Genomic DNA, 12,362 nt, shown 5'->3' on the forward strand with positions numbered 1-12,362 from the left:
CGCGGCCGGCGCCGGGCTGGCCTCTGCCGCACGGGACGCCGCCGCCGCCGCGGAGGCGGGCGCCGAGGCCACCGCCAGCATGCAGCCGCGCCTCGGCCGGGCCAGCTATCTCGGCGCGCGGGCGGTCGGCGCGCCGGATGCCGGGGCGGCGGCGGTCGCCATCTGGCTGCGCGCCGTCACCGGCTAGGGTCGTCCCTGCCCCGGCCATCTCGACGTGGCGGGGGCAGCAGGGGGCGGGCGGGGTCGACGCGGCGCCGGCGCCGGATCAGTTCAGCCGCGCCGCCTGGGCCATGACCTCGATCGCCTCCGGCTGGCGGGACCGCACGGTCAGCGCATCGGCGCCGCTGTCCTCCCAGGCGCGGTAGCGTTCGCGCACCCGCGCCGGCGGGCCGACCAGCGACTTCATGTCCACCCATTCGTCCGGCACGGCGGCGATTGCCTCCTCCTTCCGCCCGGCGAGGTAGAGCTCCTGCACGCGCTCCGCAGCCTCGCCGAAGCCGCGGCGGATCATCTGGTCCTTGTGGAAGTTCTTGTCGCGGTGGCCCATGCCACCGACATAGAGCGCGACTTCCGGCTTCAGCTCGGCCAGCGCCGCCCGGACGTCCTCGGCGACCTTCACATGCACCGAGGCCTGGATGGTGAAGTCGGCGCGGGACTTCGGCCGCCCGGTGCGTTCGGTGGCGCGGCGGAAGCCTTCCTCAAGCCAGGGGGCGTATTCCTCCATGGCGCCGGGGACGAAGCCCATCGGCAGCCAGCCATCGGCGATCTCGGCGGTCAGCTTCACCGTGCTCTCGTTGCCGGTAGCCAGGTAGATCGGGATCTCCGGGTTCATGTGCAGGATGGATTTCAGCGGCTTGCCGACGCCCATCGCGCCCTCCCCCGTGTAGGGCAGGCTGATCTCGCGGCCCGCATGCGTCACCGGCGCCTCGCGGCGGAAGATCTTCCGCATGATCTCGGCATAGTCCTTCAGCCGATAGTAGGGACGGCCCCAGGGCTCGCCGTACCAGCCCTCGACGATCTGCGGGCCGGAGACGCCGAGCCCGGCGATGAAGCGGCCGCCGCCGGCCATCGCATCCACCGTCGCCGCCGACATGGCCGCATTGGCCGGCGTGCGCGCCGCGAGCTGCATGATCCCGGTGCCGAGCCGGATGCGCTTCGTCAGCGCCGCGAGATAGGCCAATGGCGTCACCGCGTCCGAGCCATAGGCCTCCGCCGTCCAGACTGTGTCGTAGCCGAGTTCCTCGGCGCGCTGCACCAGCGCGACCGGGATGTCGAGCTGCGCGCCGGAATAGCCGATCGAGAGGCCGAGCTTCATCTTGGCAATCCTTCCCCGAAAGGTGTCGTTCTTGCCGGGCAGGCTGGCGCGCCCCCTGGCGGATGGCAAGCCGGCGCCGACCCGGTACAAGGACCCGGCGACAGGAGTAGGCGAGATGGCGGGAAGCCTCGACGGCAAGGTGGCCCTGGTGACCGGGGCCGGGCGCAACATCGGCCGCGCCATCGCGCTGCGGCTGGCGCAGGACGGCGCAGCGGTGGTGGTGAACGGCCGCGCCGACCAGGCGGCGATCGAGGCGGTCGCGGAGGAGATCCGTACCATGGGCGGCCGGGCCATGACCTGCCTCGCCGATGTGTCCGACCAGGGCGCGGTGGCGTGCATGGCAGGGGCGGTGGAAGCGGAATGGGGCGGCGTCGACATTGCCATATCCAATGCCGGCTTGCGGCGGCAGACCGGCTTCCTCGACATCTCGCTTGCCGAGTGGCGGGAGATCATGTCGGTGGCGCTCGACGGCGCCTTCATCCTGGCGCAGGCGGTGGTGCCGCAGATGATCCGCCGCGGCGGCGGCAGCTTCGTCGCGCTGTCCGGCATCTCGACCCATCTCGGCACGCCGAACCGGGCGCATGTCTCGGCCTCGAAGGCCGGGCTCGAGGGCCTGGTGCGGGCGATGGCGGTGGAACTCGCGCCGCAGGGCATCCGCTGCAATTGCGTGGCGCCCGGGGCGATCGACACGGTGCGCGGCGCCTCGGCCGGCGCCATGCCGAACACGCTGCGGGAGGCCGGCATTCCGCTGGGGCGAAAGGGCTCGGTGGAGGAGATCGCCGCCGTGGTCCGGATGCTGGTGGGGCCGGAGAGCGGCTTCGTCACCGGCCAGACCATCCATGCCAATGGCGGCGCCTTCCTCGGCCACTGAGACGCGGTGGCTGGCGGGCCGGACGGAATGCGATAGGCTTCGCCCAAAGGCACGCGACGTGCCGATGGGAGGGCGCATGACCGAGCGCACGTTGCGCGGCAAGGTGGCGATCGCCGGGATCGGCGAGACCATCTACTACAAGCACGGCCAATCGCCGGATGCCGAGTTCAAGCTGGCGCTGCAGGCGATCCTCGCCGCCTGTGAGGATGCCGGGATCGACCCGCGCGAGGTGGATGGCTTCGCCTCCTATGGCGGCGACCGGTCCGACGCGCCGCGGCTGGCGGCGGCGCTCGGGGTGCATGAGCTGCGCTTTTCCAACATGCATTGGGGCGGCGGCGGCGGCGGGGTGGCGGCGGCGGTCGCCAATGCCGGCGCGGCGGTGCATTCCGGCATGGCGAATTGCGTCATCGCCTTCCGCTCCCTCGCCCAAGGGCAGTTCGCCCGCTACGGCCGCGCCAATTCGCTGGCTTCGGTCAGCGGCGACGACGCCTTCCTCGCGCCCTACGGCCTGATGTCGCCGGCGCAGCGCTTCGCCATGAAGATCACCCGCTTCATGACCGACCACGACATCCGGCACGAGGCGCTGCGGGCCATCGCCATGGCATCCTACCACCATGCGCAGACCAATCCGCGCGCGGTGATGTACGGCCGGCCGCTGACCGAGGCGAAATACGACGCCTCCCGCTGGATCATCGAGCCGTTCCATCGGCTGTTCGACTGCTGCCAGGAGAACGACGGCGCCGGCGCGGTGCTGGTCGTGCCAGCCGACCGCGCGAAGGACCTGCCGCACAAGCCGGTCTACCTGCTCGGCGCGGCGCAGGGCGGGCATCACCGCAGCGCCGCGCCGGTGCACAATGCGCCCGACTATGCCTCGGCCCATTTCAAGACGGTGGCGCGGAACATGTGGGAGATGGCCAAGCTCGGCCCGAAGGACGTGGACATCGTGCAGGCCTACGAGAATTTCACCGGCGGCGTGCTGCTGAGCCTGGTGGAGCACGGCTTCGTCGATCCGTCGACGGCGAACGACGTCCTCAGCCTGGATAACCTGAAATTCGATACCGGGAAGATGCCGATGAACACCAGCGGCGGCAACCTGGCGGAATGCTACATGCACGGGCTGGAGATGGTGAACGAGAATGTCCGCCAGTTGCGCGGCACCGCCAGCAACCAGGTGGCCGACCCGCAGGTCGCCGCCGTCCTCGGCGGCCCGATGGTGACGCCGGTCAGCAGCCTCGTTCTCGGCACGGAGGCCACCCTGTGAGCACCGCACTTCCCGCCGGCCTGCCCGCCCCTGCCATCGAGCCCCTCACCCAGCCCTACTGGGACGGCACCCGCGCCGGCCGGCTGGTGGTGCAGCGCTGCCGCGGCTGCGGCAAGCATCAATGGGGGCCGGAATGGGTCTGCCATCGTTGCCATTCCTTCGACCTGGGCTGGGAGGAGGTCGCGCCGCGCGGCAGGATCTGGTCCTGGCAGCGGCCGCACCACCCGGTGCATCCGGCGCTGAACGGCCATGGGCCCTATACCATCGTGTTGGTCGAGCTGCCGGATGCGGATGCCATCCGCATGGTCGGCAACCTGCTCTGCCCGCCCGATGCGCCGGTGAGCATCGGCGCCGAGGTCGAGGCGGTGTTCGAGCCGCACGACGCGGCGACGCCGCCCTATACGCTTGTGCAGTGGCGGTTGGTCGGCCAGTCCGCCCCGGCCTAGCGGCAGGCGGCTTCGCGACCGCCCGGAAAGCGCCGCAGCGGCGGCATCTCCACCCCGCAGCGGTCGATGCCGGCGGGGCAGCGGCCGTGGAGGCGGCAGGCATTCGGGTCCGGGTCGATCGGGCGCTTCGGGTCGCCCGCCAAGCGCAAGGCATCGGCCCGCACGCCGTCCAGCCGCGGCACCGCGGCGACCAGGCCGCGCGTATGGGGATGCAGCGGCGCGCCGAAGACGGCATGCGCCGGCCCGACCCCGACGATGCGGCCGAGATACATGACGACGACGCAATCCCAGAGCAGCGGCACCACGTTCAGGTCGTCGATGACGACGACGTAGGAGATTCCGAGCGTCTCGCGCAGCGCCACCGGAAACTGCGGGATGGTGACCTGGACCGAGACATCGAGCGCCACGGTGGGTTCATCGAGCACCAGCAGGTCCGGCCGCGGGCCGGTCGCGCGGGCGATCCCGCCGCGGGCGCGCTGGCCACCGGAAAGCTGGTGCGCGAAGCGGTAGAGCAATGCCAGCGGCAGCCCGCAGAGCGCCGCCGCTTCTTACACCTTCATGCAGCGCCACGCCCGAAAGGCCCGTCATCTGCCGCAGCGGATCGGCGATGGCATCCGCCTCGGGGAAGCGCGGGGGGATGCTGTCCCCGGCATCCTGGACGACGATCTGGATGCGGGCGCGGCCCGGATCGCGGGCGGAGGCCTTCGCCGGCAGGGCCGAAAGCTCGCGCGTGCCGAAGCGGATCGACCCCGCCGTCGGGCGGGTCAACCGGGCGATCAGCCGCACCAGGGTCGACCTGCCGCAGCCGGACTCGCCGACCAGCGCCAGTGTCTCGCCGCGGCCGACGCTGGAGGCGACGCGGTCGAGCGCGCGGACAATGCCGGAGCCGGTGCGGATTTCGACGGAAAGGTCAGTGACGTCCAGGACTGCCGTCATGTCCGGCGTTTCGGGTCCAAGATATCCCGCACGCCATCGCCCAGCGGGTTGAAGCAGAAGACTCCCACCATAAGCGTCGCGCCGGGAAGGAGCGCCACCCACCATGCGCCGGAAACGATGAAAGCGGCGCCCTCGGCCACCATGATGCCCCATTCCGGCGTCGGTGCGCACACGCCGAGGTTGATGAAGGACAGGTCGGCGGCATTGAGGATGGCATGGCTCATGGTCAGCGACATCTGCACCACCACGATCGGCAGGGTATTCGGCGCAACCTGCAGCAGCAGCACGCCCATGTCGCAATGACCGACGATGCGCGCGGCATCGACGAAGCCGGCCTCCCGTCGCTGCACCGTCTCGGCCCGGGTGACGCGGACATCCGCTTTGACGGGCACCGAAGCTGCTCGCTAGGCTCGCGTTCCGCAGCCCAGGAAGATCCCGCCATGGCCGGCAGCCTCGCATGCACCCATCCCCTGGCGGGCGCCAGCTTCGGCGGCCGCATCGAGGGCCCGGGCAATGCCGCGGCGCTGGTCGCGGCGGCGGAGGCAGCGCCCGAGGTTCTGCCCAGGGCCCTGGCCAAAGCGCACGGCCTGCTGCTGCTGCCCGCCATGGGAGCTATGGCCGAGGCCCCGGACCTGCTGCTCCGCCTCAGCCGCATCTTCGGGCCGGAGGTCGAGAACTACCGCACCACCGGCATGGCGCCCAACATGGTGCATCCGACGGTGCCGGAGATCTTCGTCGTTTCCAACACGCCGCCGGCCGACCGCCAGCCGCCGCCCCTGCCCGACCCGCCGCTGACCCCCGAGGGCCGGCTGCCCGTGCAATACCCGCATCGCCGGGGCTGGCACACCGACCAGAGCTACCGCCGCCCGCCGCCCGACGTCTCGCTCTTTCTCGCGGTTCTGCCGGTGCCGCAGGGCCAGGGGCAGACCCTGTTCGCCGATGGCATCGCGGCCCATGCGGCTCTGCCGGACGCGCTGAAGGCGCAGGTGGCGGGGCTGGAGGGGTTGCATGTCGGCTCCTCCGCCGGCAGGCGGCGGGAAGCGGTGGCGGCCGGCCTGCCACCGCGTGCGCTGGCGCCGCGTGAAAGGCCGCAGCGCCAGCCGGTGGTGCGGATCCACCCGGTGACCGGGGAGCCGGCGCTCTACCTTTGCGAGCACGGCCAGATGGATTGGCTGGAAGGCCCCTTCGTCGGCATGGAGCCCGGCCCCAACGGCGCCGGCGCGGCGTTCCTGGACACGCTGGTGGCGCATCTCACCCAGCCGCAATTCGTCTACGTGCATGAATGGACGCCGGGCGACCTGGTGGTCTGGGACAACCGCTGCACCGTCCACGCTGCCACCTGGTTCGATGCGGCGAAGGAGGCGCGGGTGATGTGGCGCACCACCGTCAGCGGCAATCCCGGCCTCGCCTATGCCGGCGAGGCGAGGAGCTGGCTGGCGGCTTGACCCCGGCAGCTGCGGCGCAGCACCATCCCGCGCGGCCTGCGCCGCGGGAAGGAAGGCCATGGTGAACACGGCGGATGCGGGCGATCCGGAACGCCTGGTGCTGTTCGGCAGCTTCACCAGCAGTTCCAGCTACAAGCCGATGCTGTTCCTGGCGCTGTCGGGCCTGCCGTTTTCCTTCCGCACGGTGAACCTGAAGAACGGGGTGCAGAAGTCGCCGGACTACCTGGCGGTGAACCGCTACGGCCAAGTGCCCGCACTGCGGCATCGCGGGCTGACCGTGGTGCAGTCGAACGTCATCCTCGACTACCTGGCCCGCGCCACCGGCTGCTTCGAGGAAGCGGCGGAGCAGGCACGCTGGACGGCGCGGGAATGGCTCTCCTGGGAGTCCGATGCCATCACCAATGTTGCCAAGGTGCGGCACTACAGCCGCTTCCGCGCGGTGGACCCGGCGGTGATGAGCTACTTCCGGCCGCTCGCCGAAGCGGCATTGGGCTTCGTCGACACCGCGCTGGCGGATGGGCGGGACTGGCTGGTGGACGGGGACGCGCCGAGCATCGCCGACATCGGCTGCTGGGGCCGCATGGTCTTCATGGCGGAAGGCGGGCTGGAGATCGCCCGCTGGCCGCACCTGCAGCGCTGGGCGGCGCGGCTGCAGGCCTTGCCCGGCTTCGCCCTGCCCTACGACCTGATCCCGAAGAAGGATACGGAATTCGCCGGACGCTAAGCGGCGCAGACCCTGTGCCGCTCACTCAATGGAAGACGCGGCCGGAATCGATGACCATGGTCTGGCCCGTCATCGTCCCGGTGCGGCAGAGCGTGACCACCATGTCGGCACAGTCGTCCTTGTCCGCCGGCTTCTTCAGCAGCGAGGTGGCGGCCGAGCGTTCGATCATCTCCGGCCGCAGGTTGGCGGTGGCGCGGGTGCCGTCCAGCAGGCCGGGCGCGACGCAGTTCACCAGCGTCTCCGGCGCCAGCGCCACGGCCATGCAGCGCGTCAGGTGGATCAGCCCGGCCTTCGACACGGCATAGGCGATGGAGGAGCCGACCGGGTGCAGCCCGGCGACCGAGGCGATGTTGACGATGCGGCCCTGCCCCTGCGCCTGCATCACAGGTGCCACCGCCTTGATCAGCCGCATCGGGCCGGTGAGGTTCACCGCCATGATCCTGTCCCAGGCCTCGGCCGTCAGCCCTTCGAGGTCGGCAAAGGGAATCGCCTTGTTGTAGGCCGCGTCGTTGACCAGGATATCCAGCCGGCCGAGGCGCCGCGTCACCGCATCGACCAGCGTTGCGAGCGCCACGGCATCGGTGATGTCGCACCGGAAGGCAGCGGCATCGACCTGGTGCCGCGCGACGAGGTCACGCGCCACCTCTTCGGCCTGGTCACGGCTTTGGGCATACATCACCGCGACATGCACGCCTTCGCGCGCCAGCGCGTGGCAGATCCGCTGGCCGAGCCCGCCATTGCCGCCCGTCACCAGCGCGACCTTCCCCTTGAGGTCCATCGACCCTTCCTCCCCCTCGCGGGTGCGCGCTCCGCCGGCGCGGCTTCCCGTTTCGGCCGGCAGAGTGCAGCCTGTGCCGACCGGCAGGCAAGCCGGACCAGGGAGGAACCCCGGATGGACACCGCCCCGCGCTATGCCTTCCCCGAGGCCATCGTCAGCACGGAATGGCTCGCGGCCAACCTGCACGACCCCGCGCTGCGGGTCTTCGACTGCACCACCTACCTGCTGTACGAGACGGGCACCGGCCGGCCCTATCGCGTCGGCAGCGGTCGCCCGGACTACGAGGCCGGCCATATCCCCGGCTCGGCCTTCCTCGACCTGCAGGGCGAGCTGTCCGACAGCGCCAGCCGCTTCAACTTCACCATGCCGGCGGCCGAGGACCTGGCCGCCCGCTTCGCCGCGAAGGGCATCGGCCGCGGCACCCGGGTCGTGCTCTATGCGCGCAAGAGCCTGCAATGGGCGACGCGGGTCTGGTGGATGCTGCGGGCGGTCGGCTTCGACGATGCGGCGATCCTCGACGGCGGCTTCGACAGATGGGCGGCGGAGGGCCGGCCGACCGAGACAGGCGAGACGCGCTACCCGCCAGCGTCCCTCACCGCGCATCCACGCCCCGGCCTGTTCATTGGCAAGGATGAGGTCAAGGCGGCCATCGGCGATGACGGCGCATGCACCATCAATGCATTGGCGCCTGACCTGCACCGCGGCGAGAACCCGCGCTACGGCCGGCCCGGTCGCATCCCCGGCAGCGTCAACGTGCCGGCGGCGGCGCTGCTGGACCCGCAGGCGCTGACCATCCGGCCGCCCGAAGCCGTTGCCGCCAGCTTCGCCGCGGTCGGCGCCGACCCGTCGAAACGCATCCTGCTGTATTGCGGCGGCGGCATTGCCGCGACGCTGGACGCCTTCCTGCTGCACCAGCTCGGCTACCGCAACATCGCCGTCTATGACGCGTCCATGAGCGAATGGGCGAAGGACGAGTCCCTGCCGATCGAGCAGGGCTGACCGCAGGGGCCGGGCCCCCGGCCCGGCTCGCGCCGCACGGGTTTCGCCGACGTACGATGCGACCCATTCAGGTCGAGGCCGAGCATGACGCGCAGGCCGGCCGGTAGAAGTGGCAGCAGGTGCGGCGGCGGTAGACGCTGCCCGTCATCCCGCGTGCGATTTGCCGGCACCCGCCACCGGCGATAGGGTTTCGGCGGAAGACCGCAGCCATGTGGCGAGGGGGAGGGAGCGATGCAGTTTGGTGCCTCGATGTTCTTCACCGACTATTCGATGACCGCCGGCGCGCTGGCCCGCGCGCTGGAGGAACGTGGCTTCGAATCCGTCTGGGCGCCGGAGCATTCGCACATCCCGGCCTCCCGCAAGACGCCTTGGGGGGGCGGCGGGGACCTGCCGAAGCGGTACTACGACGTCATGGATCCCTTCATCAGCCTGACGCTCGCGGCGGCAGCCACCACGACCCTGCTGCTCGGCACCGGCGTCTGCCTGCTGAACCAGCGCGACACGATCCAGACCGCCAAGCTGGTCGCTTCGCTCGACCAGGTCTCCGGCGGCCGCTTCCTGTTAGGCATCGGCGTCGGCTGGAACCGGGAGGAGATGGAGAACCACGGTACCGCCTTCGAGACCCGCGCCAAGCTGGTGCGCGAGCGGGTCGAGGCGATGAAGGCGATCTGGACGAAATCGAAGGCCGAGTACCACGGCGAATTCGTCGACTTCGATCCGATCATGGCCTGGCCGAAGCCGGTGCAGAAGCCGCACCCGCCGATCCTGGTCGGCGGCGCCTTCCCGCAGGGGGCACGCCGCGCGCTACGCTACGGCAATGGCTGGATCCCGATCGCCGGCCGCGCCCCGCTGGAGGACTCGCTCGCTGCCTTCCGCGGCATGGCGGCCGAGGCGGGGCGGGATCCGGCCGAAGTGCCCATCTCCACCTTCGGCGCGCCCGAGGATCTCGACACTATCCGGCGCTACCGCGACCTCGGCGTTTCCCGCATGGTGATGACGCTGGAGTCCGAGACGGCGGAGACCATCCTGCCTGTTCTCGACCGCTGGGCGGCACTGATCCGGCAGGTCTAGGCCTGTTCCTGGAAGTTCAGCCGCAGCCCCGCTTCCGGCCAACGCATCTGGCCGAGCTCGCCAAGGCCGGACAGCGTGATGGTGGCCGTTCGCATGTCGGCGCCGCCGAAGCAGATGTTCGTCGGGTGCGTGTCGGGCATCGCCACCTGCTCCAGCAGGCGCCCATCGGGTGCGAAGACGGTGATCGCACCACTCACCAGCGTGGCGACGCAGATATTGCCGGATGCCGTCACCGCCAGGCTGTCGAAGCGGGCGAAGCCGGGCGCCGCGCCGAGAAAGCGCCCGCCATGCGGCGAGGGAAAGGGTTGCTTGCGCAGCACGCCTGGGCTCTCGATGTCGAAGGCCCAGAGCCGCGCTGGCTCGGTGTCCGCGACATAGACTGTCGTCTCGTCCGGGGAGAGGCCAACGCCGTTGGCGCTGAGGATCGGATAGGCGATCTCCCGCACCGAGGAACCATCCGGCATGGCGTAGTACAGCCCGCCATGGTCGCGCGAGGTGTGGTAGCGCTTGCCGAGATCGGTGAAGTAGAAGCCGCCGTGACGGTCGAAGACCAGGTCGTTCGGCGCCGAGAGCTTGTGGCCGTTCGCCGCCTTGTACAGCAGCCTGCGTGCCCCCGTCGCGGGATCGACCCGCTCCACCGAGCCGTATTCGTAATCGTCCGACGGGCCCTGGCCCATGAAGCTGTCCGGCAAATACCGGCTGCCGCCGTTGTTGCAGAGGATCAGCGCACCATCCGGCGCCCGTGCCAACCCGTTCGGCCCGCCGCCCGGCTGGCCGAGGCGCGTCACCGTGCCATCCGCCATGACCCGGGTGACCCAGCCGCCGTTGATCTCGGTGAGGATGATGCTGCCATCGGCCATGGCGACCGGGCCTTCGGGAAAGCCCAGCCCCTTCGCCAGGATGCGGATCCCACTCATGCCGTCCCTCCGGTTTCCTCGTCGAGCTGCGGCAGGCGGTAGCGGTCCTGCGGGTCGTTCCAGCCCTTGAATTGCGGTGCGCGCTTCTCGGCGAAGGCAGCGCGGCTCTCGATCAGGTCGCCCTTAGCGCCGTGCTCGTGCAGCGCCGCGGCCAGGCGCTGCTGCGCGGGGCTGGGCGCCGGGCGCATGCGGCGCATCATATGCACGGAATTGACCCGCGCCGCCGGCGGCAGAGTCAACAGATGACGCGCCATCCCCAATGCCTCCTCCAGCACCGCCTCCGGCGCCACCAGCCGGTTGACGAAGCCGAGCTGGTGGAAGCGTTCCGCGGTGAAGCGGAAGCCCAGCGCCATCTCCATCGCCACAGGGAAGGGCATGTTGGCGAGGTGGCCATGATTGTAGCCGCCGAGCAGCCAGCGTTTGGCCTCCGACACCTCGAAGATCGCGCCCGTGGCGGCGACGCGCAGGTCGGTGCGCTCCACCAGCATGAAGCCGCCGCCCATGGCGAAGCCGTTGACCGCGGCGATGACCGGCTTTTCCAGCGTGCCGGCATTGAAGGGGTCCTCGAGGTCCGGCTGCCGGCCGCCCGGATTCCGCTCCGCGAGGGATTCCTTCATGTCCTCCCCGGCGCAGAAGGCGCGGCCGGTGCCGGTCAGGATTGCCACCTCCAGCCGCCCGTCGTGGCGGAACGCGGTCCAGCATCGTGCCAGCTCGGTGCGCAACTCGTGGTTCAGTGCATTGAGCCGCTCGGGGCGGTTCATCCGCACCACCAGAACCTGACCGTGGGTCTCGGTCTCGACCACTGCCATGGCGCGGTCCCTCAGCAGCGATACCTGGCGCCCTGCCGGTCAACGGTCCGCACCAGGCCCTGGAATTCCAGCAGCCCATAGTCCGGCGTGCCGCGCAGCTTGCGCATCCGCGCCTTGGCGCGCTCCTGCACATGGGGCTCGATGACCACCGGCGGCTCGTCCATCTGGCGGGCCATCAGCTCCACCTCGCAGGCGCGCTCGAGCATGTAGAGCCGCATCAGCGCGCCGTGGATGGTCTCGCCCCAGGTCAGCAGGCCGTGGTTCAGCAGCACCACGCAGCTGCCCTGCTGGCAGGTGACGCCCAGTGCCTCGCATTCCTCAATCGAGGTCGGCACGCCGTAGTCGTGGTAGGCGACATCGTCCAGCACGTGCAGCGCGTCCTGGCTGATCGGCCGCAGGCCGCGGCGCAGCACGGAGATGCCGGCACCGGCGCGGGTGTGCGTGTGGAGCACGCAATTCGCGTCCGGCCGGGCCTTGTAGACGCCGCTATGGATGGTGAAGCCGGCAGCATTGAAGCGGCCCTGGTCGCCGATGACATTGCCGGCGAGGTCCATCTTCACCAGGCTGGATGCGGTGACCTCGTCGAACATCTCGCCGTAGCGGTTGATGAGGAAGGTCTCCGGCTCCCCCGGCACCCGCGCCGACATATGCGTGTTGATCAGGTCGGTCCAGCCGAGGTGGTGCACGACGCGATAGAGCGCAGCGAGGTCGCAGCGCGTCTGCCATTCGGCGTCCGTCATGTCGGTGCTGGGGAGCTTCATGGCTGAGGACATCGCTCTCTCCGTTCCCA

Annotated in this window: 16 protein-coding genes; 8 read left to right on the forward strand and 8 right to left on the reverse strand. The window is 70.4% G+C overall.

Annotation, left to right across the window (positions count from 1 at the left end):
• On the forward strand, window positions 1-187 hold a 187-nt coding region (locus tag E2C06_RS22530; RefSeq protein WP_133290862.1), incomplete at its 5' end, for a DAK2 domain-containing protein.
• A gap of 78 nt (window positions 188-265) precedes the next feature.
• On the opposite strand, the gene E2C06_RS22535 is transcribed toward E2C06_RS22530, so the two are convergent.
• On the reverse strand, window positions 266-1,315 hold the full coding sequence (locus E2C06_RS22535; protein WP_133290863.1) for an LLM class F420-dependent oxidoreductase: 1,050 nt from the start codon (window positions 1,313-1,315) through the stop codon (window positions 266-268).
• A gap of 115 nt (window positions 1,316-1,430) precedes the next feature.
• On the opposite strand from E2C06_RS22535, the gene E2C06_RS22540 reads away from it, so the two are divergent.
• From E2C06_RS22540 to E2C06_RS22550, 3 genes are all read left to right on the forward strand, one after another.
• Window positions 1,431-2,186, forward strand: a complete 756-nt coding sequence (locus E2C06_RS22540) for an SDR family NAD(P)-dependent oxidoreductase (protein ID WP_133290864.1) — start codon at window positions 1,431-1,433, stop codon at window positions 2,184-2,186.
• A gap of 76 nt (window positions 2,187-2,262) precedes the next feature.
• A complete protein-coding gene (locus E2C06_RS22545) occupies window positions 2,263-3,447 on the forward strand; it encodes a thiolase C-terminal domain-containing protein (RefSeq protein WP_133290865.1) in 1,185 nt (394 codons plus the stop codon).
• Entirely contained in the window at window positions 3,444-3,893 is a 450-nt protein-coding gene (locus E2C06_RS22550; protein WP_133290866.1) for a Zn-ribbon domain-containing OB-fold protein, read from the forward strand. The genes E2C06_RS22545 and E2C06_RS22550 overlap by 4 nt, the downstream gene beginning before the upstream one ends.
• Here E2C06_RS22550 and E2C06_RS22555 read toward each other — a convergent pair.
• The 3 genes from E2C06_RS22555 to E2C06_RS22565 are packed head-to-tail and all read right to left on the reverse strand — an operon-like array spanning window position 3,890 to window position 5,221.
• On the reverse strand, window positions 3,890-4,408 hold the full coding sequence (locus E2C06_RS22555; protein ID WP_165982575.1) for an oligopeptide/dipeptide ABC transporter ATP-binding protein: 519 nt from the start codon (window positions 4,406-4,408) through the stop codon (window positions 3,890-3,892). The two genes, E2C06_RS22550 and E2C06_RS22555, sit on opposite strands and share 4 nt — an antisense overlap.
• Complete coding sequence (locus E2C06_RS22560; RefSeq protein ID WP_165982576.1) at window positions 4,308-4,829, reverse strand: ATP-binding cassette domain-containing protein; 522 nt, start codon at window positions 4,827-4,829, stop codon at window positions 4,308-4,310. Before E2C06_RS22560 ends, E2C06_RS22555 begins: the two co-directional genes overlap by 101 nt.
• The gene (locus E2C06_RS22565) at window positions 4,826-5,221 is read right to left on the reverse strand and encodes an ABC transporter permease (RefSeq protein WP_133290869.1); all 396 of its coding nucleotides are present in this window, start codon (window positions 5,219-5,221) and stop codon (window positions 4,826-4,828) included. Before E2C06_RS22565 ends, E2C06_RS22560 begins: the two co-directional genes overlap by 4 nt.
• A gap of 48 nt (window positions 5,222-5,269) precedes the next feature.
• Here E2C06_RS22565 and E2C06_RS22570 point away from each other — a divergent pair, with 48 nt between their 5' ends.
• Together E2C06_RS22570 and E2C06_RS22575 are read left to right on the forward strand one after the other, a co-directional pair.
• Window positions 5,270-6,274, forward strand: coding sequence for a TauD/TfdA dioxygenase family protein (locus E2C06_RS22570; protein WP_165982577.1), 1,005 nt, complete (start codon window positions 5,270-5,272; stop codon window positions 6,272-6,274).
• A gap of 58 nt (window positions 6,275-6,332) precedes the next feature.
• The gene (locus E2C06_RS22575; RefSeq protein WP_165982578.1) at window positions 6,333-6,998 is read left to right on the forward strand and encodes a glutathione S-transferase family protein; all 666 of its coding nucleotides are present in this window, start codon (window positions 6,333-6,335) and stop codon (window positions 6,996-6,998) included.
• Between the two features lie 25 nt (window positions 6,999-7,023).
• On the opposite strand, the gene E2C06_RS22580 is transcribed toward E2C06_RS22575, so the two are convergent.
• Window positions 7,024-7,776 carry an SDR family NAD(P)-dependent oxidoreductase gene (locus tag E2C06_RS22580; RefSeq protein ID WP_133290872.1) on the reverse strand — a complete coding sequence of 251 codons (753 nt, stop codon included), beginning with the start codon at window positions 7,774-7,776 and terminating at the stop codon, window positions 7,024-7,026.
• A gap of 114 nt (window positions 7,777-7,890) precedes the next feature.
• Between E2C06_RS22580 and E2C06_RS22585 the strand changes: the two genes are divergently transcribed.
• On the forward strand, window positions 7,891-8,775 hold the full coding sequence (locus E2C06_RS22585) for a sulfurtransferase (RefSeq protein ID WP_133290873.1): 885 nt from the start codon (window positions 7,891-7,893) through the stop codon (window positions 8,773-8,775).
• 231 nt (window positions 8,776-9,006) lie between these two features.
• A complete protein-coding gene (locus E2C06_RS22590; protein ID WP_133290874.1) occupies window positions 9,007-9,846 on the forward strand; it encodes an LLM class F420-dependent oxidoreductase in 840 nt (279 codons plus the stop codon).
• On the opposite strand, the gene E2C06_RS22595 is transcribed toward E2C06_RS22590, so the two are convergent.
• The 3 genes from E2C06_RS22595 to E2C06_RS22605 are packed head-to-tail and all read right to left on the reverse strand — an operon-like array spanning window position 9,843 to window position 12,345.
• Window positions 9,843-10,763, reverse strand: coding sequence for an SMP-30/gluconolactonase/LRE family protein (locus tag E2C06_RS22595; RefSeq protein WP_133290875.1), 921 nt, complete (start codon window positions 10,761-10,763; stop codon window positions 9,843-9,845). The two genes, E2C06_RS22590 and E2C06_RS22595, sit on opposite strands and share 4 nt — an antisense overlap.
• Window positions 10,760-11,572, reverse strand: coding sequence for an enoyl-CoA hydratase/isomerase family protein (locus E2C06_RS22600; protein ID WP_133290876.1), 813 nt, complete (start codon window positions 11,570-11,572; stop codon window positions 10,760-10,762). Before E2C06_RS22600 ends, E2C06_RS22595 begins: the two co-directional genes overlap by 4 nt.
• A gap of 11 nt (window positions 11,573-11,583) precedes the next feature.
• The gene (locus tag E2C06_RS22605; RefSeq protein ID WP_165982579.1) at window positions 11,584-12,345 is read right to left on the reverse strand and encodes a class II aldolase/adducin family protein; all 762 of its coding nucleotides are present in this window, start codon (window positions 12,343-12,345) and stop codon (window positions 11,584-11,586) included.
• Between the last annotated feature and the right edge of the window lie 17 nt (window positions 12,346-12,362).

This window comes from Dankookia rubra, assembly GCF_004355005.1.
Taxonomy (GTDB): domain Bacteria; phylum Pseudomonadota; class Alphaproteobacteria; order Acetobacterales; family Acetobacteraceae; genus Paracraurococcus; species Paracraurococcus ruber_A.

Bases quoted from the DNA above. Each gene is read 5' to 3' on its own strand.
- E2C06_RS22595 (WP_133290875.1), bottom strand. From the start codon at position 10,763: ATGAGTGGGATCCGCATCCTGGCGAAGGGGCTGGGCTTTCCCGAAGGC.
- E2C06_RS22590 (WP_133290874.1), top strand. From the start codon at position 9,007: ATGCAGTTTGGTGCCTCGATGTTCTTCACCGACTATTCGATGACCGCC.
- E2C06_RS22570 (WP_165982577.1), top strand. From the start codon at position 5,270: ATGGCCGGCAGCCTCGCATGCACCCATCCCCTGGCGGGCGCCAGCTTC.
- E2C06_RS22560 (WP_165982576.1), bottom strand. From the start codon at position 4,829: ATGACGGCAGTCCTGGACGTCACTGACCTTTCCGTCGAAATCCGCACC.
- E2C06_RS22605 (WP_165982579.1), bottom strand. From the start codon at position 12,345: ATGTCCTCAGCCATGAAGCTCCCCAGCACCGACATGACGGACGCCGAA.
- E2C06_RS22540 (WP_133290864.1), top strand. From the start codon at position 1,431: ATGGCGGGAAGCCTCGACGGCAAGGTGGCCCTGGTGACCGGGGCCGGG.
- E2C06_RS22575 (WP_165982578.1), top strand. From the start codon at position 6,333: ATGGTGAACACGGCGGATGCGGGCGATCCGGAACGCCTGGTGCTGTTC.
- E2C06_RS22535 (WP_133290863.1), bottom strand. From the start codon at position 1,315: ATGAAGCTCGGCCTCTCGATCGGCTATTCCGGCGCGCAGCTCGACATC.
- E2C06_RS22585 (WP_133290873.1), top strand. From the start codon at position 7,891: ATGGACACCGCCCCGCGCTATGCCTTCCCCGAGGCCATCGTCAGCACG.
- E2C06_RS22545 (WP_133290865.1), top strand. From the start codon at position 2,263: ATGACCGAGCGCACGTTGCGCGGCAAGGTGGCGATCGCCGGGATCGGC.
- E2C06_RS22600 (WP_133290876.1), bottom strand. From the start codon at position 11,572: ATGGCAGTGGTCGAGACCGAGACCCACGGTCAGGTTCTGGTGGTGCGG.
- E2C06_RS22580 (WP_133290872.1), bottom strand. From the start codon at position 7,776: ATGGACCTCAAGGGGAAGGTCGCGCTGGTGACGGGCGGCAATGGCGGG.